The 24,259-nt window shown below is 67.0% G+C and carries 29 protein-coding genes and 1 tRNA gene; 15 read left to right on the forward strand and 15 right to left on the reverse strand.

What is annotated here, in order from left to right; all coding sequences use genetic code 11:
* Positions 1–56 precede the first annotated feature (56 nt).
* The 3 genes from G372_RS0107055 (at position 57) to G372_RS0107065 (ending at position 3,328) form a co-directional block, all read left to right on the forward strand.
* On the forward strand, positions 57–1,220 hold the full coding sequence (locus G372_RS0107055) for a zinc-binding metallopeptidase family protein (protein ID WP_019624718.1): 1,164 nt from the start codon (positions 57–59) through the stop codon (positions 1,218–1,220).
* 26 nt (positions 1,221–1,246) lie between these two features.
* On the forward strand, positions 1,247–2,923 hold the full coding sequence (locus G372_RS0107060) for a BCCT family transporter (RefSeq protein ID WP_019624717.1): 1,677 nt from the start codon (positions 1,247–1,249) through the stop codon (positions 2,921–2,923).
* Between the two features lie 114 nt (positions 2,924–3,037).
* Positions 3,038–3,328, forward strand: coding sequence for a hypothetical protein (locus tag G372_RS0107065; protein ID WP_018863511.1), 291 nt, complete (start codon positions 3,038–3,040; stop codon positions 3,326–3,328).
* 29 nt (positions 3,329–3,357) lie between these two features.
* Here G372_RS0107065 and G372_RS0107070 read toward each other — a convergent pair whose 3' ends face one another.
* From G372_RS0107070 to G372_RS0107095, 6 genes are all read right to left on the reverse strand, one after another.
* A complete protein-coding gene (locus tag G372_RS0107070; RefSeq protein WP_019624716.1) occupies positions 3,358–3,936 on the reverse strand; it encodes a TM2 domain-containing protein in 579 nt (192 codons plus the stop codon).
* Positions 3,937–4,019: 83 nt separating this feature from the next.
* Positions 4,020–5,018, reverse strand: coding sequence for an NAD(P)H-dependent glycerol-3-phosphate dehydrogenase (locus G372_RS0107075; RefSeq protein ID WP_018863513.1), 999 nt, complete (start codon positions 5,016–5,018; stop codon positions 4,020–4,022).
* Positions 5,019–5,034: 16 nt separating this feature from the next.
* Positions 5,035–5,571, reverse strand: coding sequence for a protein-export chaperone SecB (secB, locus tag G372_RS0107080; protein ID WP_018863514.1), 537 nt, complete (start codon positions 5,569–5,571; stop codon positions 5,035–5,037).
* Between the two features lie 72 nt (positions 5,572–5,643).
* Positions 5,644–5,922 (reverse strand): glutaredoxin domain-containing protein, encoded by a 279-nt coding sequence (locus G372_RS0107085; protein ID WP_019624715.1) that lies wholly within the window; start codon positions 5,920–5,922, stop codon positions 5,644–5,646.
* Positions 5,922–6,350, reverse strand: coding sequence for a rhodanese-like domain-containing protein (locus G372_RS0107090; RefSeq protein WP_018863516.1), 429 nt, complete (start codon positions 6,348–6,350; stop codon positions 5,922–5,924). The genes G372_RS0107085 and G372_RS0107090 overlap by 1 nt, the downstream gene beginning before the upstream one ends.
* A 27-nt stretch (positions 6,351–6,377) precedes the next feature.
* On the reverse strand, positions 6,378–6,713 hold the full coding sequence (locus G372_RS0107095) for an ArsR/SmtB family transcription factor (protein WP_018863517.1): 336 nt from the start codon (positions 6,711–6,713) through the stop codon (positions 6,378–6,380).
* A 77-nt stretch (positions 6,714–6,790) separates the two neighbouring features.
* Between G372_RS0107095 and G372_RS0107100 the strand changes: the two genes are divergently transcribed.
* From G372_RS0107100 to ruvA, 6 genes are all read left to right on the forward strand, one after another.
* Positions 6,791–7,990 carry a murein hydrolase activator EnvC family protein gene (locus G372_RS0107100; RefSeq protein ID WP_038070665.1) on the forward strand — a complete coding sequence of 400 codons (1,200 nt, stop codon included), beginning with the start codon at positions 6,791–6,793 and terminating at the stop codon, positions 7,988–7,990.
* A 141-nt stretch (positions 7,991–8,131) separates the two neighbouring features.
* Positions 8,132–9,421: a S41 family peptidase gene (locus G372_RS0107105; RefSeq protein WP_018863519.1), complete on the forward strand. Its 1,290-nt coding sequence runs from the start codon at positions 8,132–8,134 to the stop codon at positions 9,419–9,421.
* Positions 9,422–9,443: 22 nt separating this feature from the next.
* The gene (locus G372_RS0107110) at positions 9,444–9,998 is read left to right on the forward strand and encodes a DJ-1 family glyoxalase III (protein WP_018863520.1); all 555 of its coding nucleotides are present in this window, start codon (positions 9,444–9,446) and stop codon (positions 9,996–9,998) included.
* 147 nt (positions 9,999–10,145) lie between these two features.
* Positions 10,146–10,883 (forward strand): YebC/PmpR family DNA-binding transcriptional regulator, encoded by a 738-nt coding sequence (locus G372_RS0107115; protein WP_018863521.1) that lies wholly within the window; start codon positions 10,146–10,148, stop codon positions 10,881–10,883.
* Positions 10,884–10,902: 19 nt separating this feature from the next.
* A complete protein-coding gene (ruvC, locus tag G372_RS0107120) occupies positions 10,903–11,418 on the forward strand; it encodes a crossover junction endodeoxyribonuclease RuvC (RefSeq protein WP_018863522.1) in 516 nt (171 codons plus the stop codon).
* Complete coding sequence (gene ruvA / locus G372_RS0107125) at positions 11,415–12,020, forward strand: Holliday junction branch migration protein RuvA (protein ID WP_018863523.1); 606 nt, start codon at positions 11,415–11,417, stop codon at positions 12,018–12,020. The genes ruvC and ruvA overlap by 4 nt, the downstream gene beginning before the upstream one ends.
* 49 nt (positions 12,021–12,069) lie before the next feature.
* On the opposite strand, the gene G372_RS0107130 is transcribed toward ruvA, so the two are convergent.
* On the reverse strand, positions 12,070–12,510 hold the full coding sequence (locus tag G372_RS0107130; RefSeq protein ID WP_019624713.1) for a DUF3617 domain-containing protein: 441 nt from the start codon (positions 12,508–12,510) through the stop codon (positions 12,070–12,072).
* Between the two features lie 119 nt (positions 12,511–12,629).
* Here G372_RS0107130 and G372_RS0107135 point away from each other — a divergent pair, with 119 nt between their 5' ends.
* On the forward strand, positions 12,630–13,589 hold the full coding sequence (locus G372_RS0107135) for a matrixin family metalloprotease (RefSeq protein WP_026278903.1): 960 nt from the start codon (positions 12,630–12,632) through the stop codon (positions 13,587–13,589).
* Between the two features lie 46 nt (positions 13,590–13,635).
* On the opposite strand, the gene G372_RS0107140 is transcribed toward G372_RS0107135, so the two are convergent.
* The 8 genes from G372_RS0107140 to rplU form a co-directional block, all read right to left on the reverse strand.
* Entirely contained in the window at positions 13,636–13,824 is a 189-nt protein-coding gene (locus G372_RS0107140; protein ID WP_026278904.1) for a DUF3185 family protein, read from the reverse strand.
* A 24-nt stretch (positions 13,825–13,848) separates the two neighbouring features.
* Positions 13,849–14,106 (reverse strand): GlsB/YeaQ/YmgE family stress response membrane protein, encoded by a 258-nt coding sequence (locus G372_RS0107145; RefSeq protein ID WP_012983377.1) that lies wholly within the window; start codon positions 14,104–14,106, stop codon positions 13,849–13,851.
* A 63-nt stretch (positions 14,107–14,169) separates the two neighbouring features.
* Positions 14,170–16,299: an ATP-dependent DNA helicase RecG gene (gene recG / locus G372_RS0107150; protein ID WP_081621289.1), complete on the reverse strand. Its 2,130-nt coding sequence runs from the start codon at positions 16,297–16,299 to the stop codon at positions 14,170–14,172.
* Entirely contained in the window at positions 16,253–16,642 is a 390-nt protein-coding gene (locus G372_RS0107155; protein ID WP_018138636.1) for a RidA family protein, read from the reverse strand. The genes recG and G372_RS0107155 overlap by 47 nt, the downstream gene beginning before the upstream one ends.
* Before the next feature lie 85 nt (positions 16,643–16,727).
* Positions 16,728–17,858 carry a glutamate 5-kinase gene (gene proB, locus G372_RS0107160; protein ID WP_018175411.1) on the reverse strand — a complete coding sequence of 377 codons (1,131 nt, stop codon included), beginning with the start codon at positions 17,856–17,858 and terminating at the stop codon, positions 16,728–16,730.
* Entirely contained in the window at positions 17,855–18,922 is a 1,068-nt protein-coding gene (gene cgtA / locus G372_RS0107165; RefSeq protein WP_019624711.1) for an Obg family GTPase CgtA, read from the reverse strand. Before cgtA ends, proB begins: the two co-directional genes overlap by 4 nt.
* 102 nt (positions 18,923–19,024) lie before the next feature.
* Entirely contained in the window at positions 19,025–19,285 is a 261-nt protein-coding gene (gene rpmA / locus G372_RS0107170) for a 50S ribosomal protein L27 (protein ID WP_019624710.1), read from the reverse strand.
* Between the two features lie 33 nt (positions 19,286–19,318).
* On the reverse strand, positions 19,319–19,630 hold the full coding sequence (gene rplU, locus G372_RS0107175) for a 50S ribosomal protein L21 (protein WP_012983371.1): 312 nt from the start codon (positions 19,628–19,630) through the stop codon (positions 19,319–19,321).
* 203 nt (positions 19,631–19,833) lie between these two features.
* On the opposite strand from rplU, the gene ispB reads away from it, so the two are divergent.
* The 5 genes from ispB (at position 19,834) to spoT (ending at position 24,226) form a co-directional block, all read left to right on the forward strand.
* Positions 19,834–20,802 (forward strand): octaprenyl diphosphate synthase, encoded by a 969-nt coding sequence (gene ispB / locus G372_RS0107180; RefSeq protein ID WP_018863532.1) that lies wholly within the window; start codon positions 19,834–19,836, stop codon positions 20,800–20,802.
* Between the two features lie 115 nt (positions 20,803–20,917).
* Positions 20,918–20,994: transfer RNA gene (locus tag G372_RS0107185), tRNA-Pro, on the forward strand.
* 86 nt (positions 20,995–21,080) lie between these two features.
* Entirely contained in the window at positions 21,081–21,731 is a 651-nt protein-coding gene (gene gmk / locus G372_RS0107190) for a guanylate kinase (RefSeq protein WP_018863533.1), read from the forward strand.
* Between the two features lie 34 nt (positions 21,732–21,765).
* Positions 21,766–22,041, forward strand: coding sequence for a DNA-directed RNA polymerase subunit omega (gene rpoZ / locus G372_RS0107195; protein ID WP_018861996.1), 276 nt, complete (start codon positions 21,766–21,768; stop codon positions 22,039–22,041).
* Positions 22,042–22,054: 13 nt separating this feature from the next.
* A complete protein-coding gene (gene spoT, locus G372_RS0107200) occupies positions 22,055–24,226 on the forward strand; it encodes a bifunctional GTP diphosphokinase/guanosine-3',5'-bis pyrophosphate 3'-pyrophosphohydrolase (protein ID WP_018863534.1) in 2,172 nt (723 codons plus the stop codon).
* The last annotated feature ends 33 nt before the right edge of the window (positions 24,227–24,259 follow it).

Below are 24,259 nucleotides of genomic sequence, written 5' to 3' on the forward strand. Positions count from 1 at the left end.
GCGTAGGCTGACTCAAGTGCCGCGAATCGCGGGGCTGTGCTTTCCGGGAGGTCGTAATGCAGCTGTTCGAGTGTGAAGGCTGCGGTAGTGTCATTTACTTCGACAACACCTACTGCAATGGCTGTGGTCGCCGGCTGGGCTTCCTGCCCGACCGCCTGGAGCTGTCCGCGCTGGAGATGGCCGGGGATGCGCTGGATGCCTCGGGGCAGCCGATCCCGGGCGGGCTGTGGCGGGTCGCGGGGGATCCGGACGGGCCGATCTATCGCCAGTGCCGCCACTATGCGGTGGATGCGGTCTGCAACTGGATGGTGCGCCACGACGACCCGGAGGCCTACTGCCGTGCCTGCCGGCTGAACCGGACCATCCCGGATCTGACCGTGCCCGGCAATGCGCGCCTGTGGGAACGGCTGGAGACGGAAAAGCGGCGCCTGGTGTACAGCCTGCTGCGCCTGGGCCTTCCGGTCGTCTCCAAGCAGACGGACTCCGCCGGTCTCGCGTTCGATTTCCTCGCCGACCCGAATCCGGACTTTCACGAGGGTGCTGGTGTGGTGACCGGGCATGCGAATGGCGTCATCACGCTCAATATCGCGGAGGCCGACCCCGCCGTGCGTGAAAGCATGCGCGAGGCGATGGCCGAGCCCTATCGCACGATCCTCGGCCATTTTCGCCATGAGTCGGCACACTATTACTGGGACCGGCTGATCCGGGAGACGCGCTGGCACGAGCCCTTCCGCGAGCGCTTTGGGGACGAACGCGCCGATTATGATGCGGCCCTGCGCCAGCACTATGACCAGGGTCCGCCGAGCGACTGGCAGGACCATTTCGTTTCGGCCTATGCCAGTTCGCATCCCTGGGAGGACTGGGCCGAGACCTGGGCGCACTACCTGCATATCGTGGATGCCCTGGACACGGCCGCTGCCTATGGCATGGATGTCGCGCCCAGTGTGGGGGCGGCCGCGAGGCTGGGGCCGCAGGGCGGACAGTCGCATTTCGATGCCTATGCCACCGATGATCCGGACGCACTGGTGGCACACTGGCTGCCGCTGGCGGCGGCCCTGAACAGTCTGAATCGCAGCATGGGGCACGCCCATGTCTATCCATTTGTACTGACCCCGGAGGCGATCGCGAAGCTGCGTTTTGTGCACCGGGTCATTCAGGACTTCCGCACGGGGAACCGTTCCGCCGGCGAGCGGGAACTGTTGCAGGCCCATCGCGTCTGACGGCCCAGCACTTCACGGAGGAGCGGATGTACAACGTCGCGACCCGAGGACCCTTCAAGGGACTGAACCCGCGCGTGGCCCCGGTCGCGTTGCTGCTGGTGGTGCTGATTGCGCTGTTCGCGATCTATCGCACGGATCAGCTCGAGGAGGCCGTCTCCGGTGCCCGCGCCTTTCTGACGCCGTTTCTCGAGTGGTACTACGTCGTCGCGATGGCCTTCTTTCTGGCCATCGTGATCTGGCTGGGCGTCGGACGCTACAAGGATGTGCGCCTCGGTCGGGATGACGAGGTCCCGGAGTTCACCACGCTGTCATGGCTGGCGATGCTGTTTGCCGCTGGTATGGGCGTGGGGCTGCTGTTCTGGGCGGTGGCCGAGCCGCTCAGCCACTACGGGGGCAATCCGTTCCTGCTGGACAATGGCGAGACGGCCGAGGCCGCCGACATGTCCATGGTGCTGACCTATTTTCACTGGGGTCTGAATGCCTGGGCGGTGTTTGCCCTGCTGGCACTGATCCTGGCCTATTTCGGCTTTCGCAAGGGGCAACCGCTGGCGCTGCGTTCCGCCCTGCATCCTCTTATCGGGAAATACAGCCATGGCTGGCCTGGCGACATCGTCGATCTGCTGGCGATCCTGGCCACGGTTTTCGGGATTGCGACGACACTGGGACTGGGTATCCAGCAACTGGATACCGGTCTGGTGCATACGCTGGGTATTGGCGGTGGCGAGCACGGCCAACTGTTTTTGGCGGCGCTGCTCACGGCGATCGCCATCGTGTCCGTCATTACCGGTGTACAGGTCGGTGTGCAGCGGATCTCCCAGGCCAACATGTGGCTGAGCGTGGCCTTGATAGGCCTGCTGCTGATCTGGGGGCCAACCCAGTACCTGTTGGCGCTGTTCGTGCAGTCCTCCGGCAGCTACCTGCAGAACCTGCTGGGGTTGTCCCTGTACACCCACGCCCATCAGACGGACCCCTGGCACTCCGACTGGACGGTGTTCTACTGGGGCTGGTGGCTGGCCTGGGCTCCGTTCGTGGGGCTGTTCATCGCGCGCATCTCGCGCGGCCGTACGCTGCGCGAGTTCGTCCTGGGCGTCCTGCTGGTCCCTACGGTGATCACCTTCTTCTGGCTGGCGATGCTGGGTGGCACGGCCCTGCATGCCGAGATCGAACGGGGCGTGGGCATTGCCGACATCGTCGCCGAGGACCTGACCTTGGCCACCTTCGCGACCATGGACACGCTGGAGCCCTGGCTGGCCGCCAAGGTCGGGGGCGGGCTGATCACGATCCTGATCGCGACCTACCTGCTGACCTCGGCCAATGCCGGGATCGTCGTGATCAACACCCTTCTGGCCCACGGTTCGACAGAGCACCGCAAGCGACATCTGACCATCTGGGGTGCGCTGATCGGGCTGATTACCGCGGTTCTTTTGCTGGCGGGCGGGCTGGAGGTCCTGCAGAGCGCGGTGATCCTCGCCGCCCTGCCGTTTTCGCTGGTGATCCTGATGATGATTGTCGGGCTGGTTCGAGGGCTGGAGCAGGAGCCCTGGGCACCACGGCCGGGCGAGCGGACGATCCTGCCCAGCGAGCCCTGGCAGGTGCCACCGGATCGCATGCACGAGCATTACGATACCGACGACGATGCCCCCGAATCCGGCCCGGACGACGACGATCAAGAAGACCGGGAGCCACCGCCACGGCCGTGGTGAGCGTTTGACGCCTCGTTTGGTCGGGCGGAAAGTCCCGCCGGCTTTGCGTTCACTTTCTGTTGCGCAGGCGTTGCCCTAGCCTATGCAACAACGTTCGATAACCGAAGGAGCACCATGAGTGACGATACCCTGCAGCTGTCCGGCGACCTGATCCAGAAGATCCAGGACGTGCTGGTCGAGACCGATCCCAGGGCCCAGCAGCCCATCGTGGCGGTACAGTATCTGAGTGCGATTACCGGCTTTCTGGTCGCGCAGATGCCGGAGTCGGTGAACGAGCGCAAGGAATATCTCAAGCAGCTGTCGCAGTTCACCGAATCGGTATTTGTGGATATGGAAAGCCGCAAGCAGGCGGCTCCGCCGCCGCAGCAGGAGGCCAGTGGCGTCTGGCGCCCGGGCGACAGCTGAAAACCGTCGGGCTCCCCCAGGGCCGGGGCCTAGTGATCCCCGGTCTCGTCCTTCCTGTGTGAGCGCATCTGGCGCAGCATCGCCTCCTGTTCGTTGAAGCTCGGCATGCGCCGCTTACCGCCCGTGTCGCGATCGCGATCACTGGCCCCGGCGGTGCCCGGGTGTCCGGCGCGCTCGCTTTCCTTGATCGACTGGTACTCGGCCAGTTCGCGCTGGGCGTCCTCGTCGCTGGTGTAGCGGCCGCGATAGTCCTGCGGCGGTTTGTGACCCTTGCGCAGGAACACCTGCTTGCGCAGTTCCTTGTTGTAGTCCGTCACGCGGCGGTCGATCCAGATCAGATCAAACGCTGCCCACGCGGCTGCGGCACCCGCCGGGATCAGCCACCACCAGCCGGTTAGCAGCCAGGCCACGATCAGTGTGGCCGCGGTGAGGCCGATGAATCCCGTGCCCCCGAGCGGCTCGCGCAGGTAGAAGCGGTGCAGCCCTAGCGGAAACAGGATCCAGGCGATGTAGGCAGGCGGGCGCGCGCGCATCTCGGCCGCAAGTTTCGCGTTGATCGCCTGCAGGCCGCCGCCCTCGAGATCCAGTTCCTTCCACGCCTTGCGCATGGATGCCTCCCAGCTGTGGACAATCGTCCGTGCACGGTAACGAACCGCACGAACGGGTGCGATTGCGCGGGTTCGGCTCGGGGTTACCCGGTCGGGTTCTCGTGGGTCGGATCGCGTTCCAGCAGGCGGCGTGCGGCCTCGCGTACCGGTCGCCCCTGGTAGAGCACGGCGTGGACCTCCGCGCAGATGGGCATGTCCACCGACAGGGCCTCGGCGCGCGTGCTGATCTGGCGCGCGGTCTCCACCCCCTCGACCGACTGGCCGATACGGGCACGGGCCGTCTCCAGGTCATAGCCCTGACCCAGCAGGCGCCCCAGGCGACGGTTGCGCGACTGGTCGTCGGTGCAGGTGAGGATCAGATCGCCGAGACCGGACAGCCCGGTCAGCGTGCCCGGCTGGGCCCCGACCGCCTCGCCCAGGCGCTGCATTTCGGCCAGACCGCGGGTCATCAGCGCGGCGCGGGCATTGCCGCCGTAGCCCGCGCCGTCGGCGATCCCGGTCGCGACCGCGAGGACGTTCTTCAGGGCCCCCCCCATCTCCACACCGATCACGTCGTGATTGCGATAGATGCGCAGAGCGTCGCCATGCAGTGCGCCGGCCAGGCGGTCCAGGCTGTGTTCGCTCTGCGAGGCCGCCGTCAGTGCGGTGGGCTGGCCGCGGGCCACCTCTGCGGCGAAGGAGGGTCCGGAGATCAGCGCGGGCGGGAAGCCGGAGCCCAGTTCTTCCTCGGCGATCTCGTGCAGCCAGGCCCCGCTGGACGTCTCCAGTCCCTTGGTGGCCCAGGCGACCGTCTGGTCTTCGCGCAGGCGGGGCTGCATCCAGCGCAGCGTCTCGCGAAAGGCCCCGGACGGGACGGCGAGCAGCACCAGCTCCGCGTGGTCGATCACGCCCTGGTCGGCGCTGATGGAGAGATTCTCCGGGAAGGGGATGCCAGGCAGATAGCGGGCGTTTTCGCGTTCGCGATTCAGCCGCTCGGCGGCCTCGTCCTTGCGGACCCAGAGCGCGACGTCCTGGTGCAGCCGCGCGGCGTGGATCGCCAGCGCGGTACCCCAGGAGCCGCCACCCAGGAGTGCAATGCGCACGGGTACGAGTCCCGGCTCAGGCCTGGGAGGTCGACTCCGGCGAGGCCGCCTGCGAGTCGCCGGACGCCTTCTTCTGGTCTTCCAGGTGTTGCTGGTACAGCGCCTCGAAGTTGACCGGCTGCAGCAGCAGCTGCGGGAAGCCGCCCTTGAGCACCAGGTCGGCGACCGTTTCGCGGGCGAACGGGAACAGCAGGTTCGGGCAGTAGGAGCCGAGCAGCTGGTTGAGCTGGTCGCGGGGGAAGCCGCGGACGATGAAGACGCCGGCCTGGTTGATCTCGACCAGGTAGGCGGTCTTGCCGTTGGACTCGGTGGTCACGGTCAGTTTCAGCTCGACCTCGAACACGCCTTCCTCTTCGCGAATCGGGCGGGCGTTGGTGTTCAGCTGGATGTTCGTCTCGCCCTTCCACTCGTTCAGAAAGATCTCGGGGGCGTCCGGCGATTCGAACGAGATGTCCTTGATGAACACCTTCTGGATGGAGAAGCCGGGGTTGTCCTGGGTGTTGCCCTGCGCACCTGCGCCGTTGCCGCTGGTGTTGGAAGTGTCTTCAGCCATGATGTCGTTCCGAGTCGTGGAGAGTGGATTCGTATCGGGGCATCGTATAGCAATGCGGCGCCGGAATGGGGCTCAGCTCGCGCTGGCCGGCTCGATCCCGGCCGCTTCGGCCATGTGTTGCAGTTCGCCGGAGCGGTCCAGCGCCTGCAGCTCGTCGTAGCCGCCAATGTGGGTGTCGCCGAGGAAGATCTGCGGTACCGAGCTGCGCCCGGCACGCTGTTCCATTTCCGCGCGCGCACCGGGTTCGCGGTCGACCGGGTGGTCGTCGAAGGGGTAGCCGTGGTGGATCAGCAGCCGGCGGGCCAGCAGGCAGAATGGGCACCGGACCGTGCCATAGACCTCGAAGCGCATTATTTCTTCTTGATCGGCATGCCCGCGGATTGCCAGGCCTGGATGCCGCCCTGGAGGTTCACGACATCCTGGAAGCCCGCTGCGGTTAGTTGCGAGGCCGCCATCGCGGAGCGATTGCCGCTGCGGCAGTAGACCACTACCGGCTTGTCCTTGTACTTGGCGATGTCGTCCATGCGCTTTTGCAGACTACCCACCGGGATGTGCTTGGCGCCACTGATGCGCCCGGAGGCAATCTCGTTGTCCTCGCGCACGTCCAGTACCAGGCTGTCGTCCTGGTTGATCACGCGCACGGCCTCGCTCGGAGACAGGGTGCGGTACTTGCGGGTCAGGCGGCGGAACTCGGTGAACAGGATCATCCCGACGACCGCGAGCAGGGCACCGGTCAGGATCGGGTGATTGGACAGGAATTCAGGGAGTCTTTCGAGCATTCAGGGGCCGCGTTGGTCAGGGAGATGTCAGGAGCTGCAGAAAACGTCCTGCATCATACCGATCAGGCGCAGTGTGCGGGAGTCCCCCACCCGGTAGTAGACGCGGTTCGCATCCTTGCGGGTGGCCAGAATGCCCTTATCGCGCAGGATGCCCAGATGCTGCGAAATGTTGCTCTGCGAGGTCCCGACCTGATCGACAATTTCCTGTACGCTGATCTCGCGATCGCCGAGAATGCAGAGGATCTTGAGCCGCAGGGGGTGGGACATGGCCTTGAGCGAGCGCGAGGCCCGCTCGATGTCCTCGTCCTGGGACATCAGTTCGTCTTCGACCACCTTTTCGTCTTCGAGCGTTTCGTTGCTCACGGCATGCCTCTTTATTGTTTTGCGAAACAGCAGGCCCGTAACCGGGTGAGAATATAAGTACCTAAACGTACCCCGATATGCGAATTTGCGCAATCTTGACTTCCCGATACCCCTTACCGCTTGTTCTGGCAGTATTTTTTTTCGCCTCGGCAGGAGGGCTGTCGGCGCTCGAGCCGGAGGCCGAACTGGAAGAGACGCTGGAGGCGATCCGCGACCTGGAGCGCAGCCAGGAGGAACGCCAGGCCGCGCTTGAGCGTCTGGAGGATGAGCTCGAGCGCGCGGCGCGGGGCAGTGGCGAGTCGCGGCGCGAACTGCGCGAACTGGAGGCCGAACGCGAACAGCAGGCCGAGGTGATCGCCGATCACGAAGCGCGAGTCGAACAGGAGGAGGACCGGCTGCGCGAGGAGCGCGTGCAGGCGGGGCGCCTGCTGCGCGACCAGTGGCAGCGCGACCGGCATCCGGGGCGCGTGCCGGGCACCGGGGGCGAGGGCGAGCTGGGCCGGCTGCACCCGGAGATCGCCGCGCGGTTGCGCGAGGCGCGGGCCGAGGCGCTGGCCGCGCTGGGCGAACAGCTCGAGGTGCTGCGCGCCGCGCGCGATGACCTGGAGCGCGAGCAGGCGGTGCTGGCCGAGCAGGAAGCGGAGCTGCGCGAGGTGGTAGCCGATCTCGAACGCGAGGAGGAACGGCAGCGCACGGCGATGGAGGAGCTGGAGCGCGCGATCGAGGACGAGGCACTGGAGCTGGCACGGCTGGAGCGCAACGCGGAAACGCTGGAGGAGGTGATTCGCGAGGTGGAGCGCGCTGCGGCCGAGCGCGAGGAGCGCGCCGCGCGGGATGATCCTCCCCCCGAGCGGGCCCCTGTGCGCTCCGATGTGGCCTTCGAGGAACTCCAGGGCGAGCTCCCCAAGCCCGCGGAAGGGTCGGTGGCCCGGCGCTTCAACGAGCCGCGCGGAAGCCGTCTGCAGTCACGCTGGCGCGGGACGGTGCTGGAGGTCGACAACGGCGAGGCCGTGCACGCGGTCCATTTTGGCCGAGTGGTCTACGCCGACTGGATGCAGGGTTACGGTTTTCTGGTCATCCTCGACCACGGAGACGGCTACCTGACGCTGTACAGCAATCTGGAGGAAATTCTGGTTGCCGAGGGTGAGGAGGTCGAGGGGGGTGCGCGCATGGCCCTGGCCGGGGCCGGGCGCGAGGCGATCGCGCCGGGGCTCTATTTCGAGATTCGGCGAAATGGCGATCCGTTGAACCCTGAGGACTGGTGGCTATCACAATGACGGGTGTCACGAAAAAATCGTGACAAGGTTGGAACGATTTGTCCGGCGAAAACAGCAGACAGAGTCGGGCGTTCAGGCAGGGGTCAGATTCGCGATGCTACCATCGCGACGATGAATACCTCCGTTTCTAGAGGATCAGTAATGAAGAAGGCTTGTCGCACCGGGTACGCCCTGGTGGTGGGGTTGGTGGTCGGCGTCATGCTGAGCGTATCGGTGGCGGTATACGCCGATCGCGAAAATGGCGCCAAGAATGCCCTGCCGGTAGAGGATCTGCAGCGGTTCACCGAGGTGTATATGCGCATCAAGCGCAATTACGTCACCGAGGTGGACGACAAGGAGCTGCTGGACAACGCCATCCAGGGGATGCTCTCCGGGCTGGATCCGCACTCGGCCTACCTCGACGAGCAGGACTTCGAGGACATGCAGGTCGGGACCTCCGGCGAGTTCGGTGGCCTGGGTATCGAGGTCGGTATGGAGGATGGCTTTGTCAAAGTCATCGCCCCGATCGACGACACACCGGCCAGCGAGGCGGGGATCGAGGCCGGTGACTTGATCATCCGCCTGGACGGCGAATCCGTGCAGGGCATGTCACTGTCGGATGCCGTCTCCAAGATGCGCGGCGAGAAGGGGAGCGACATCACCCTGACCATCGTGCGCGAGGGCGAGGATCAGCCGAAGGAGATCACGCTGACGCGCGACCGCATTCAGGTCCAGAGTGTGCGCTCGGAGATCCTGGAAGACGGCTATGGCTATCTGCGTATCAGCAACTTCCAGCAGCGCACCGCGCGCGATGTGGTGCGGGCAGTCGAAGAGTTGAAGGAAGAGGGTGACCTGCGCGGCCTGGTGCTGGATCTGCGCAACAACCCGGGCGGCATCCTCAATGGCGCGGTCGGCGTGTCCGATGCCTTCCTCGAGGATGGACTGATCGTCTACACGGAGGGCCGGCTGGAGGACTCGCAGTTCCGCTACCAGGCCTCGCCGGGGGACGTGCTTGACGGTGCCCCGATGGTGGTGCTGGTAAACCGGGGTTCGGCCTCGGCCTCGGAGATCGTGGCTGGTGCGCTGCAGGACCACAAGCGTGCGGTGGTCATGGGTCAGAACACCTTTGGCAAGGGCTCGGTGCAGACGATCCTGCCGCTTACCGAGAACACCGGTATCAAGCTGACCACGGCGCGTTACTTCACGCCGGACGGGCGCAACATCGAGGAAGAGGGCGTGGCGCCCGATATCCGGCTGGAAAACCTCACGGTCACACGTGCCGAAGGAGATGATGAGCGCGAGTCCCAGGCCCGCATGCAGCGCGAGCTGCAGGGCGAGGATGTGCCGGAAGACGAGGATGATGACAACGGCGAGAGCCTGGCCGAGCGTGACTACGGTCTGAGCGAGGCCCTGAATCTGCTCAAGGGCCTGAACATCTACAACCAGCGCTGATCGGCGCTGGACGGAGGTGGCCATGACGCAGGAATATCCCCGCGTACTGGTACCGCTGGCGGCCGGGGCCGAGGAGCTGGAGGCCGTCACCATCATCGACCTGCTGCGCCGCGCGCGCTTCGAGGTCACGGTCGCGGGGCTCGAATCGGGCCCCGTGCGCTGTTCGCGCGGTACGGTGATCCAGCCGGATACGACGCTGGATTCGGTTCAGGAGGATGCCTTCGATCTGATCGTGCTGCCCGGTGGCCTGCCGGGGGCCGATCACCTGCGCGACGATCCGCGTGTGCAGGCCATGCTGCGGGCACAGGCGGAGCGCGACGGCTGGCTCGGGGCGATCTGCGCCGGGCCCAAGGCGCTGGCGCAGGCGGGTGTGCTTGAAGGTCGCCGCGTGACCTCGTTTACCGGCGCACTGGACGAATCGGGCATCCCCTCGACCGGGGGGCTTGTGGAAGTCGACGAGCGCATCATTACTGGCCGGGGGCCCGGTGCGGCGATGGACTTTGCCCTGACCCTGATCGAGCAGCTGGCCGGGCGCGAGGCCCGCGAGGCCGTCGAGGGACCGTTGCTGCGCCCCTGAAACCGGTCCGTCCGGCCCCCGCACTACCTCCATCAAGCGTCACCTTGCGTCTTGGCATGAACCCAACATCCCCAGTCGATTAGACTGTGCGGGTCTCGCGGCCGCCTGGCCGCCCCCAACGAACCCAACGCAAGGAGTCGTGACCGAATGGCAGGCCACAGCAAGTGGGCGAATATCCAGCACCGCAAGAATGCCCAGGACGCCAAGCGCGGCAAACTCTTTACCAAGCTGATCCGCGAGATCACCGTCGCCGCCCGGCAGGGCGGATCCGACCCCGAGACCAACCCGCGTCTGCGCCTGGCGATCGACAAGGCGCTGGGCGCCAACATGACCCGGGATACCATCGAGCGCGCGGCCAAACGCGGCGCCGGTGAGACCGATGGCGATGCCATGGAGGAGATCCGCTACGAGGGCTATGGCCCGGGCGGAGCGGCGATCCTGGTTGATTGCATGACCGACAATCGCAACCGGACGGTGGCCGAGGTGCGTCACGCCTTCTCCAAGATGGGCGGAAACCTGGGCACCGATGGTTCGGTGGCCTATCTGTTCCAGAACAAGGGCGTGATCCGTTTTGCCCCGGGGCTGGATGACGAGACGGTCATGGAGGCCGCGCTGGAGGGCGGGGCCGAGGACGTGCAGGTCGAGGACGACGGCGCGATCGAGGTCATTACCGAGCCCGATACCTACCAGGACGTGCGCCAGGCACTGCTGGACCGCGGGCTGGAACCGGAGAGTTCGGAGGTCACCTGGCGCCCCGAGACCCTGTCGCCACTGGATGAAGAGACTGCCGAGACCGTGCTGAAGCTTCTGGAGATGCTGGACGACCTGGATGACGTGCAGAACGTCTACACCAACGCCGATTTCCCGGAAGGCGTGGGGCAGTAACGCGCCCCCGGACAAGCAGATGCGTATCCTCGGTATCGACCCCGGCTCGCGGATCACCGGCTTTGCCGTGATCGAGTACGCCAGGGGTCAGGGCTGTTCCCGCGGCCATGGCGTGATCCGTCCCAGGGCCAGGGGGTTTCCCGAGCGCCTGGGCGAGATCTTTGCCGGCGTGGTCGAAGTTATCGACGAATTGAAGCCCGACGTGCTGGCGATCGAGTCGGTCTTTGTCGCGCGCAATGCGCAGTCGGCGATCAAGCTCGGGCACGCCCGGGGGGCCGCCATCTGCGCGGCAACCCAGGCCGGACTCCCGGTACACGAATATGCCCCGCGCGCGATCAAGATGGCCGTGGTCGGCGTGGGCGGAGCGGACAAGGAGCAGGTCCAGCACATGATGCAGCAACTGTTACGCCTGACCGAGCCGGCCAGCAGCGACGCCGCCGATGCGCTGGCTGTCGCACTGTGCCACGCCCATACCGCCCAGCACGAGGCGCGCCTGGCGGGGGCCGCATCGGCCGTGATCGGAGGGCGCCCATGATTGCCCGGCTGGAGGGGACGCTGATCAGCCGCGAGGTGAATGGCGTGGTCATCGACGCAGGGGGAGTGGGTTACGAGGTCGAGGTCCCGCTCTCCACGCTGGCGGCCCTGCCGGAACCGGGCGCCACTGTCGTGCTGACCACGCACCTCGTGGTGCGCGAGGATGCCCACCAGCTGTTCGGGTTCATGCACCAGCGCGACCGCGATCTGTTCCGGCGACTGATCCGGGTCAACGGGATCGGGGCCAGGCTCGCGCTGGCGATGCTCTCGACCTATGCGGGGGACGAGCTGGCCGGCCTGATCAGCGGCGGTGACGTGACCGGACTGGCCAAGGTCCCGGGGATCGGCAAGCGCACGGCCGAACGGGTGGTGCTGGAGCTGGGCGAACGACTGGCCGAGATGGGGTTCGCGGCCACGCCGGGTGTTGCGGGCGCAGGGGCCGATGCCCCGGCCGCCGCGATGGACGGCGAGGCACTGGCCGCGCTCGAGTCGCTGGGCTATCCACGCGCCAGCGCGGAGAAGATGGTCGCTGCCGTGCGCGACCAGGCCGATTCGGTGGAGACGCTCGTGCGCCTGGCACTGCGTGCCACCGTGAAGCGCTGAGTACGCGCCCCGGGATCACCCGGGCCGGGGGGTTCCCGGGAGGTGGCCCCTAGCAGTCGCCGATGCGCTGGCCTTCAACGGTGATGCGCACGGACATGGGGCCCATCGGCGAGTCGATCTCGCTGCGCATTTCGCCCTCGGCGCGGTCCCCCATGAACTGCATCGAGCCCTCCATGTCCATGCTGGTGCCGTCGGGGTCGGTGCAGGTCATCGTGTAGTCCACGCCGTCCGCGCGCATGTCCATGCTGTCCACGTTGCAGCCTTCGGGCGCCTCGATCATCTCCTCGCCGCGCGCGAGATCTTCCTCGGTCACGCACTCGGTGTAGGTCTCGGTCTGTTCCGGCATCTGGTGCGCGCCGTCCATGGTGGTGGTGTTGGTGTATTCCCACTCGCCCGGCTCGATGTTCGGGGTCTCGGCCTGGGCCGCCAGCGGCAGAAAGGCGAACGGGATGGCGGCCAGTAGGCCGTAAAGGCTGGAACGAGGCATCATGATGGGGCTCTCCCTGCGAAATGTGTGTAGTTCATGGTGCCTCGGCGCCTGCAGGGGAGCAAATTGGCGAATGCCGCTGATCGTTGGCATGTTGCGGTTGGGGATCTCGGAGGGGATGCATGGCCATACCGTTATGGATGCTGGGCGGTGCGGGTGCCGTGGTGCTGGGCGGGGCCGTGCTGCTGGACGGCGATCCGCGCGATTTCCTGGCGGGCGGGGGGCATCCGGCCGCGCCTGGCTGTGCGATTCCGGTGGAGATGCATCTGGGCGAGATCGACCCGCGTTTCGAACTGGAGCCCGACGAAGTGCGCCGCGCACTCGATGCCGCCGTGGCGATGTGGGAGACCCATACCGAAGAACGGCTGTTCACCGCGCGCGACGGTGAAGGGATGGCCGTGCGGCTCGTGTTCGACGAACGTCAGGCCGGCGCCATGGCGCGGGAGCGCTCGCGCGCGCAGCTGGATCAAGCACAAGACGACATCGACGACGCCCGGGAACGCCTGGATCGCCATCGCTCGGCGCTGAATGCCGACGTCGAGCTGTACGAACGCAGCGTGCGCGGGTTCGACGAGCGCCGCCGCGCGCATGAAGGCCGGGTCGCCGACTGGAACGCGGGTCGCGGGGAGCGCAGCGCGGCGGTCCGCGAGCGTCTGGAAGAGCAGGCGCGGGAGCTGCGCGAGGAACACGAGCGACTCGAGGAGCGCCGCCGCGGCCTGGAGGATCGCCGGGCAGATCTGAACGCAGCCGGTCGTGAACTGGAGCGCGAAATCGCGGCCTTCAATCAACAGGTCGATGAGTTCAACCGGGCGGCCGCCGCCGGCACCGGTTTCGACATGGCGGTTTATCAGCAGCAGGGGGATCGGCGCAGCATTACGGTTTACAAGGCGAGCGACTTTGACGAGCTGCGCCTGACGCTGGCGCACGAGCTGGGGCATGCGCTGGGGATCGGACATGTCGATGACCCCGCCGCGGTCATGCATGCGGAGCTGGGGCCGGCGAACGCGACCCGCGAGGACCTGACTGCGGCAGATCGCGCTGCGCTCGCAGAGTCTTGTGGGGTCGAGCTCGTGACCCCGTGAAAAAACGGGGGCGATTGCGGTTTCCGGTTCTCGGACTGGTGGGTGTTCAGAAGAGCAGGAACAGCCCCAGTACAGCTGCAGTGACACCCCCGATCAGCAGGGCGAGTGTGCGCTGGGTGAAGCGACCAAGGAACAGCCGGGCGGCTCGTTCGCGCATGCCAAAGCTGTCCTGCAGGCCGACGATGGCCGCGATCAGGCCGCCGACCAGCAGGACAATGCCGAGGATCTGGATCATCGCGTCTCCCTCCATGCGGTTCGTTTACCACTTGCGTGGTGCGATCAGACGCAGCAGCGCCAGCAGCAGGATGGCTCCAACCGTGGCCGCCACCAGGGTCCCGATCAGGCCGGCCGTCGGCACCCCCAGCTGGGTAAACAGCCAGCCGCCCAGCACCGCCCCGATGACCCCGATCACGATGTTCAACAGGATGCCCTGGCCTGCGCCGTGGACCAGCAAGCCCGCGAGCCAGCCGGCAATGCCGCCGATCAGCAGCAGCAATAACAGTGATTCAACGGGCATTGAGTGCTCCTTTGCTCTCTTATCTGATGGATGATGGGGCCGGGCGTTCCGTGCGGCCGTGATTCAGCCGACGGTGGCATAGCGCGTGGCGCTGCCCAGCCAGCGCTCGATCAGGGCCGCGGCGCGCGGCGGGTCCTCGCGCACGCGAAGGGCCAGTTCCGTGGCCTCCTCCAGCAGGTCCTGATCGCGTGACCAGTCGGCCACGCGGAAGCTGCGGTCGCCCGTCTGCCGCGTGCCCAGCAGCTCCCCGGGGCCGCGCAGCCGCAGGTCGACCTCCGCGATCTCGAAGCCATCGTCGGTGCGGCGCATCGCCTCCAGGCGTTCTCGGGCGGTTTCGCCCAGCGGCGGGCGGTAGAGCAGCACGCAGGCGGAGGCGGTGTTGCCGCGCCCGACACGGCCACGCAACTGGTGCAGCTGCGACAGCCCCATGCGTTCGGCATTCTCGATGATCATCAGGCTCGCATTGGGGACATCCACGCCGACCTCGATCACCGTGGTGGCGACCAGCAGATCGAGCGCGCCGGCACGAAAGCGTTCCATCACCGTATCGCGTTCGGGCCCCTTCATGCGCCCGTGGGCCAGCCCGATGCTCAGCTCCGGCAGCGCCTCGCGCAGGCGCTCGGCGGTCGCCTCGGCAGACTCCGCCTCCAGTTGTTCGGATTCCTCCACCAGCGGGCAGACCCAGTAGGCCTGGGTGCCGGAGCCGCAGGCGGCACGGATGCGCTCGATCACCTCGTCGCGGCGCTCGTGGCTGATCAGTGCAGTGCGCACGGGTGTGCGCCCCGGCGGGCGTTCGTCGATGACCGAGCTGTCCAGGTCGGCGTACAGGGCCATGGCCAGGGTGCGCGGGATCGGTGTCGCGGTCATGATCAGCTGATGCGGCATCTGCCCGTTGCCCTTGTCGCGCAGGGCCATGCGCTGGTGCACGCCAAAGCGGTGCTGCTCGTCGATGATCGCCAGCCCCAGGCGGTGGAAGCGGACCTCCTCCTGGAACAGGGCGTGGGTGCCGATCGCGACCTGGCGCTGGCCACTGGCCAGTTCCGAAAGCAACTGGCCCCGCTCGCTGGCGCCCTGGCGTCCCCCCAGCCACGCCACCGACACACCCAGCGGTTCCAGCCACTGGGCGAGGTTGCGCCCGTGCTGACGGGCAAGCAGCTCGGTGGGGGCCATGAATGCCACCTGATGGCCGGCCTCCACTGCTGCGAGGGCGGCCGCGACCGCGACCAGGGTCTTGCCGGAGCCGACGTCGCCCTGCACCAGCCGGTTCATCGGGATCGGGCGGGCCAGGTCCTCGCGCACCTCGCGGATCACGCGGTCCTGTGCACCGGTGGGCTCGAACGGGAGCTGGTCGCGCAGCTGTCGCCACAGTGCGCCCTCGGGGCGGATGACCGGCGCGCGGCGCGTATCCTGCGCGGTGTGACTTTGTTCCATGCGGGCGAGCTGGTGGGCGGTCAACTCCTCCAGTGCCAGGCGCGTGCGTGCGGGCCCGCGCTGCTCGGCGGTGTCCAGTGCGTCAAGGGCCTCGGCCCGCGCCGGGGGGTGGTGCAGCTGCTGCAGGGCCGTGTGCAGCCCGGGCAGCTGGCGCTGGTTCAGCTCCGGGAGCAGGTCGGGCAGCTGCCCGGTCGTCGGCAGGACCTCGGTTACCAGCTGGCGCAGGAGCTTCTGCGAGATGCCCTCGGTGGTGGGATAGATCGGAGTGAGGTGGGGCTCCAGCACGGGCGGTTTCGTGCCCACCACCTGGAGTTCCGGGTGCACGCACTCCATTGCGCCGGGCATACCGCGGGGCTCGCCAAAGGCGCGAATGCGCGTGCCCGGGCTCAGGCGGCGTTGCTGACCACTGCCGAAATGGAAGAATCGCAGCAGGATGGACGCGCCGTCCTCTTCCAGCGTGACCACCAGCATGCGTCGGCGGCGATGGACGACCTCGGCATGGGTAACCCGGCCCTCGAACAGGGCGGGGAGTCCCGGGCGCAGGGCGCGGATTGGGGTCAGCCGGGTACGGTCCTCGAAGCGCAGCGGCAGGTGCAGGAGGAGGTCGCGGGCCTGTTCCAGGCCCAGGCGGGCCAGACGCTCGGCCACTGCGGGGCCGACGCCCTTGAACCCCGTCAGCGGTGCCTGAAGGTCCACCGCGGTCGCCGCGCGCGGATCAGCCTCGCGGGCACCAGGCGATGGCGTCCATCTCCACCTGCGCACCCTTGGGCAGGGCGGCTACGCCGATTGCGGCGCGGGCCGGGTACGGCTCGGCGAAGACCTCGCTCATGATCTTGTTGACCAGCGGGAAGTGGGTCAGGTCGATCAGGAAGATGTTCAGCTTGGCGATGTCGGAGAAATCCGCACCGGCGGCCTCCAGCACGGCCTTCAGGTTGTCGAACACGCGGCGGATCTGGTCTTCGATGCCGCCGTCGACCAGCTCCATCGTGGCCGGGTCCAGCGGGATCTGGCCGGACAGGTACAGGGTGTCGCCGGCACGCACGGCCTGGGAGTAGGGGCCGATCGCGGCCGGGGCATTTTCGGTCTGGATGATTTCGCGCGACATGCGGGCTCCTTGGCTCGGGTCGGTGATTCGGGATGCGGGCACCTTACCGCATTCGTCGAGCGGTGGGATCGCCGGGGCAATGCATCTACAAGAGAACGAGATTGTCGCGGTGAATGAGCTCGGGTTCCAGGAGGTAGCCAAGCTCCGCCTCGACATGGTCCGCGCGCAGGCCGCGGATGCGTTCCACCTCGCTGGAGGCGTAGTTGGTCAGCCCGCGCGCGACCGGGCGGCCGTCCGGGTCGACGCAGGTCACGACCTCGCCGCGGCGAAAGTCGCCGCGCAGGCCCACCACGCCCACCGGCAGCAGGCTGCGGCCCGACTCGCGCAGTACGCGTGCTGCGCCGGCATCCAGCAGGAGTTCGCCGCGCGAATGCAGCTGGTCGGCCAGCCAGCGCTTGCGCGCGGCCAGCGGCTCGCGGTCGGGCTTTAGCCAGGTGCCCAGGCGCTCGTTCTTCAGCACGCGGCCGATCACCTGGGCCTCGCGCCCGGAGGCGATCACGGTATGCGTGCCGGAGCGCGCGGCGCGCTCCGCGGCCTTGAGCTTGGTGGCCATGCCGCCGCGCCCCAGGCGCCCGAAATCGGCAGCCACGAAGCGGTGCAGTTCGGTATCCGTGGCGCGGCCCTCGTGGATCAGCTCTGCGTCGGCGTGCTGGCGCGGATCACGGTCGAACAGGCCGTCCTGGTCGGTCAGGATCAGCAGCAGGTCTGCGACCACGAGGTTGGCGACCAGGGCCGCCAGGGTGTCGTTGTCCCCCAGCCGAATCTCCTCGTAGGCGACCGTGTCGTTCTCGTTCACCACGGGGATGGTCCCCATCTCCAGCAGGGCCTGCATGGTCGAACGGGCATTCAGGTAGCGCGAGCGATCGGCGAGGTCGTCATGCGTCAGCAGGACCTGTGCCGCGTGCAGGTCGTGGCTTGCGAACTCCCGCTCGTAGGCCTGCACCAGACCCATCTGCCCCACGGCCGCGGCGGCCTGCAGGCGATGCAGCTGGTGCGGGCGCTCGTTCATCCCGAGCCGGCGCATGCCCTCGGCCACGGCGCCACTGGAGACCAGGATGACCTCCAGCCCCTTGCGCCGCAGCGCGGCGATCTGGTGAGCCCAGGATTCCAGCGCCGGGCGATCCAGGCCCGCGCCATCGGCGGTGATCAGCGCGGAGCCGATCTTGACCACCACGCGGCGGATGGCCGGGAGTTCGCGCAGGGCGCGGGTGTTCACGCGCGATCCTCCCCGGCCTCGCCGGTCGCCGTGGGGGCCGTAGCGGGCCCCTGGTTGGCCGCTTCGATGTGGCGCATGACGGCCTGCATCAGCGCGTCCACCCCGTCGCCGGTGGCGGCGGAGATGGTGAATACCGGGCGCTCGTCGCCCGCCACCTCGCGCACCCTCGCGATCAGGTCCTCGAGGGCCTCGGCGTCCAGCAGTTCCTTCTTGTTCAGCACGATCCAGCGCGGACGACCGGCCAGTTCGTCGCTGTGGCGTTCGAGCTCGCCCAGCGCGGTTTGCATGTCTGCGACCGGATCGGCCTCGGGGTCGGGCGGGGCCACGTCGACCACGTGCAGGAGCAAACGGGTGCGCGCCAGGTGCTTGAGAAAGCGGGTGCCCAGCCCGGCGCCCTCGGCCGCGCCCTCGATCAGTCCGGGGATGTCGGCCATCACGAAGCTCTGGGTCGGCCCGATGCGCACCACGCCCAGTTGCGGGATCAGGGTGGTGAACGGGTAGTCCGCGATCTTCGGGCGCGCGGCCGAGGCGCGGGCGAGCAGGGTGGATTTGCCGGCATTCGGCAGGCCCAGGAGCCCCACATCGGCCAGCACCATCAGCTCCAGCGCCAGCTTTCGCAGCTCGCCCGGCGTACCGGGCTTGCTCTGGCGCGGGGCCTGGTTGGTGGAGGACTTGTAGCGGGTGTTGCCGAGCCCGTGGAAGCCGCCCTGGGCGACCAGCAGGCGCTCGCCGTCGCGGGTGATATCACCGAGGACCTCGTCGGTGTCGGCGTCACGGACCTGGGTGCCGACCGGGACCGGGATCTCCAGATCCTCGCCGGAGGCACCGGTACGCTGGCGTCCCATGCCGTTCTCGCCGCGCTGGGCGTCGAAGCGGCGCTGGTAACGGAAGTCGGCCAGGGTGTTGAGCCCCTCGTCGCCAACCAGCCAGACGGAGCCGCCATCGCCCCCGTCACCGCCGTCCGGCCCGCCGAACGGGATGAACTTCTCGCGGCGAAAGCTCACGCAGCCGTTCCCGCCGTCGCCGGCCTTCACGGTAATGGTTGCCTCGTCGATGAACTTCATGCCGCTTCTTCCTGGTTCCCGTTTTCGTTGGGTTCTTTCTGGGGCGCGCAATAAAAAAGCCCCGCGGAACGGGGCTTTTGGCGCTACCGGTGGCGTGTCCGCTTACTGCTGCGGCTGCACGCTCACGAAGCGCCGGTTGTTCGGGCCACCGACCTTGAACACGACTTCGCCGTCGACCTTCGCGAACAGCGTGTGGTCCTTGCCACAACCCACGTTCTCGCCGGGATGATACTGCGTCCCGCGCTGACGGACGAGGATGTTGCCGGCGCGCACGACCTGGCCGCCAAAGCGCTTTACGCCCAGGAGTTTGCTCTCGGAATCGCGCCCGTTGCGGGTACTCCCGCCTGCCTTTTTATGTGCCATGGATTCGTTCTCCTGAAAAAGTGCGCCCGCGCGTCAGCCGGCAATGCCGGTGATGCGCACGGTGGTGTAGTGCTGGCGGTGCCCCATCTGCTTTTGCGAATGCTTGCGGCGCCGGAATTTCATGATGTGGACCTTCTTGGCGCGGCCATGGTCCTCGACCTTGGCGGTCACCTTGCCGCCGTCGACCAGCGGGGCCCCGACGCGGACATCGTCGCCCGAACCAACCATCAGCACCTGGTCGAACTCGACCTCGGAGCCGGCTTCGGCCTCAAGCTTCTCGATGCGGATCACGTCGCCTTCGGCGACGCGGTACTGTTTACCACCTGTTGCGATGATCGCGTACATTTCCCTGGGACTCCGTTGCGATACCTGTGTGGACCGGCCCTTAAGGTCTGGAACTGGAGACCGGTCTCGCGAAAGGGCGGAAATGCTAGCAGTGAGTCGGCTTCGGGTCAATGCCGCCGGTGCGGCGCGCGCTTGACACCCCACCGGGGCCTTCCTAGCATGCCAGCGCCTACCAACTTCCTCATACCGGCGCGCCTACCCGCATGTCCATCAACGCAATCCGAGAGCTGGCTGCAGACGACATGCAGGCGGTCGACCAGTGCATCCGTGACCGGCTCAGTTCGCCGGTGGTGCTGATCAACCAGCTGGGCCACTACATTATCCACTCGGGCGGCAAGCGCCTGCGGCCCTTGCTGGCGACCCTGTCGGCGCGCGCCTGCGCGGTCGAGGGTGAGGAGCCGGTCGTGCTGGCGGCAGTGGTGGAGTTTATCCACACCGCGACCCTGCTGCACGACGACGTGGTCGACGCCTCCGAGATGCGCCGGGGCAACGAGACCGCGAACCACATCTTTGGTAACGAGGCCGCGGTCCTGGTCGGCGATTTTCTCTACTCGCGCGCGTTCGAGATGATGGTCGAGGTCGGCTCGATGCGGGTGATGGAGATCCTGGCCCACGCGACCAACGTGATCGCCGAGGGCGAGGTGATGCAGTTGATGAACTGCCACGACGCCGATGTCGACGAAGCCCGCTACATGAACGTGATCCAGTCGAAGACGGCCAAGCTGTTCGAGGCCGCCTGTCAGCTGGGCGCCGTCCTCGGCGAGCGGACGCGGGCCGAAGAAGAGTCCCTCGCGCGGTATGGCATGCATCTGGGTACGGCCTTCCAGCTGATCGACGATGTGCTCGACTATTCCTCGGATGATGCGGTGACCGGCAAGCGCATGGGCGACGACCTGGCCGAGGGCAAGCCGACCCTGCCGCTAATCCAGGCGATCCGGGTCGGTACGCCGGAGCAGCAGACCGTGGTGCGCCAGGCGATCGAGGACGGCGGGCGCGAGCAGGTGGATGCAGTGCTCGAGATCGTCCACGCCACCGGTGCCCTGGACTACGCCCGCGACCGCGCGGCCGCGGAGACCGAGGCGGCGATTGCGGCCGTTTCCGTGCTCCCCGAGTCGCCACACCGCCAGGCCCTGATTGACCTCGCACGCTTCGCGGTGGGTCGCGATCACTGAGCGGGTCCGGCCGGTAATCGGTACATTCGCGTCCGCACAGGTGCGTGACGTTGCCCGGATCACACCTAGGGCATGGACACGCCCGGAGTCGCTCGGCATAATAGCGGGCTCGGTTCGGAGTGTAGCTCAGCTTGGTAGAGCACTGCCTTCGGGAGGCAGGGGTCGAAGGTTCGAATCCTTTCACTCCGACCAACTCTATTTCCCTGGTGTGTCGGATCTCTCGGGACCGGCGACCAGCCGATGATTCCATTCCTGGTTCTGCTCCTGCGGACGCGTTCATGACCGCCATTTCCCAGGCCGTTCGCGGCACCCTCTATATCGTTTCGGCGCCATCGGGCGCGGGCAAGACCAGCCTGGTCGCCGCTTTGCTGGAGCGCGTGGAGCAGGTCGAGGTCTCGGTCTCGCACACCACGCGCAAGCCGCGCGCCGGCGAGGTGAACGGCGAGCACTATCACTTTGTCTCGGCGGAGGAATTCCTCGGCATGATCGAGGACGGCCAGCTGCTGGAACACGCGAAGGTGTTCGACAATTTCTACGGCACCGCGCGCGCCAGCGTCGAAGAGCGCCTGGACGCCGGCATGGACGTGATCCTGGAGATCGACTGGCAGGGCGCGCGCCAGGTACGCGCGGCGGTGCCGGATGCGCACTCGATCTTCATCCTGCCGCCGTCGCGCGACGAACTGGAACGCCGCCTGCGCGGTCGCGGGCAGGACAGCGAAGAGGTCATCCAGCGGCGCCTGCGCGACGCGGAGTCCGATTGCACGCATTTCCGCGAATATGACTACACAGTCGTCAACTCGGATTTCGAGCGGGCGGTCAGTGATCTGGCCAGCATCTTCCGCTCCAACCGTCTGCGCACGGTCGAGCAGGAGATTCGTTCCGCATCGACGATACGGAATCTGTTGGCGAGTACGCCGGGCACGGCGTAACATGCAGTATTAACGACTCATAACCGGAGTACCCATGGCACGCGTCACCGTCGAGGACTGCCTCGAAAAAGTGGACAATCGCTTCGAACTGGTGCTGATGGCGGCCCGCCGGGCCCGTCATATCGCACACGGCAAGGAGCCCCGTGTATCCGAGGACAACGACAAGCCCACGGTCATCGCCCTGCGCGAGATCGCCGACGGGCTGGTCGGCACCGAGGTGTTCGACGAGCACGATGAACGGCCCCAGAACCAGATGCTGGACTTCAGCACCATCCGCCATCTGGAACAGCTGGAAGCCGACGAACGCTAGGGGTCGATAATTCATGGCCGCTGGGCAGCCAGCCGCGCCCGGGGCCGCATCGCCGGTACCCGGTGACTCGACCCGATTCCTGATCAGCGATCTGTGTTCCGAGCTCGAGGCCTATCTCGAGTCGGACGAAGTCGAGGAGGTCTATCGCGCCTATCTCCTGGGCGCGGAGGCCCACGAAGGCCAGACCCGCAAGACCGGCGAGCCGTACATCTACCACCCCCTGGCCGTGGCCCGGACCATGGCCGAGATGCGGATGGACCACAAGGCCATCTGCGCCGCGATCCTCCACGACGTGATGGAGGACACCGCCACCAGCAAGGACCGCATCCACGCCGAATTCGGTGAGGAGGTGGCCGAGCTGGTGGACGGCGTCTCCAAGCTTACCCACCTGCAGTTCCAGTCCAAGGCCGAGGCGCAGGCGGAGAACTTCCGCAAGATGATGCTGGCGATCACCCGCGATATCCGGGTGATCCTGATCAAGCTGGCCGACCGCCTGCACAACATGCGCACCCTGGGCGTGATGCGCCCGGACAAGCGCCGCCGCATCGCCAAGGAAACCCTCGAAATCTACGCGCCGATCGCCCAGCGCCTGGGGATGAACGCGATCCGCCGCGAGCTGGAGCAGCTCGGCTTTTCCGCCAAGCACCCCTGGCGTGCCGCGGTCCTGGAGCGCGCCGTGCAGCGGGCCGGGGGCAATCGTCGCGAGCCGATGAAGAACATCGAGCAGGCCATCTGCTCGCGCATGGAGGCGGCCGGGATTGTCGGGCGCATCTCCGGGCGCGAAAAGAGCCTGTACAGCATCTATCGCAAGATGCGCGACAAGCACCACTCGTTCGAGGAGGTGTTCGACGTCTTCGCGATCCGCATCATCGTCGATGATGTCGACACCTGCTATCGCTCGCTGGGCGTGGTGCACAACCTCTACAAGCCGGTGCCGGGGCGCTTCAAGGACTACATCGCGATCCCCAAGTCGAATGGCTACCAGTCGCTGCACACCATCCTGTTCGGGCCGCAGGCCATCCCGATCGAGGTGCAGATCCGCTCCACCGAGATGGATCGCGTGGCCGAGAGCGGGATCGCCGCGCACTGGCAGTACAAGGCCGGGGGCGAGTCCGCGCGTACCGCTCAGAGCCGCGCCCGCGAATGGCTGAAGGATGTGCTGGAGATCCAGAACAGCGTCGGCAATTCCATCGAGTTCCTGGAGAACGTGAAGGTCGACCTGTTCCCGGACGAGGTATACACCTTCACCCCCGAGGGCGACATCCTGGTGCTGCCACGCGACGCGACCCCGATCGACTTTGCCTACGCGGTGCACTCCGATGTGGGCAACCGCTGCGTGGCCGTGAAGATCGATCGCCAGCTGGCGCCGCTCTCGGTGCGCCTGCAAAGCGGGCAGACGGTGGAGATCGTCACCGCGCCCGGCGCGCGCCCCAACCCCGCCTGGCTGTCCTTCGTCGTCACCGGCAAGGCCCGCTCCGGCATTCGGCACTGCCTGAAGTCGTTGCAGTCGGACGAGGCCCGGGCCCTGGGCGAACGCCTGCTGGAGAAGGCCCTGGGTGCGCTCGAGACCTCGCTTAAGCAGATCTCGCCGGCCCGTCTGGATCAGCTGCTCGACGCGATGCAGTTGCAGGACCTGGACAGCCTGCTGGTGGATATCGGCCTGGGCAATCGCATGGCCTCGCTGGTCGCCCGCCAGATGGTCGGGAAGGAGAGCGCGGACGCCGACAACACGACGCAGACCACCCTGGCGGTCAAGGGCACCGAGGGGCTGGTGCTGAACTACGCGCGCTGCTGCCACCCGATCCCGGGGGATCCGATCATTGGCCAGCTGAGTGCCGGCCGCGGGCTGGTCGTGCACCGGGAGAGCTGTCGCAATGTGCTGCACGAAAGCCGTGATCGTGCCGACAAGACGATCGCGCTGGAGTGGTCGCACGAGCCGGAACTGCAGTTCACCGCGGCCGTGCGTACCCGTACCGCCAACCGGCGTGGTGCGCTGGCCGACATGGCGGCCGTGATCGCCGACCACGGCTCGAATATCGAGCACATCTCGTTCAACGAGCAGGACGGGCACTCCACCGCGATGACCTTCCTGCTGACGGTTAGCGATCGCCAGCACCTGGCCCAGATCATGCGTGGGCTGCGGCGCCTGCCGGATGTGCTGCGTATCGCGCGTCAGCGCGGGTAGTCAGTGTTTCACGGGTGATACCCGTACGTCCGC

It is taken from the genome of Thioalkalivibrio thiocyanoxidans ARh2 (genome assembly GCF_000385215.1).
Lineage (GTDB): Bacteria > Pseudomonadota > Gammaproteobacteria > Ectothiorhodospirales > Ectothiorhodospiraceae > Thioalkalivibrio > Thioalkalivibrio thiocyanoxidans.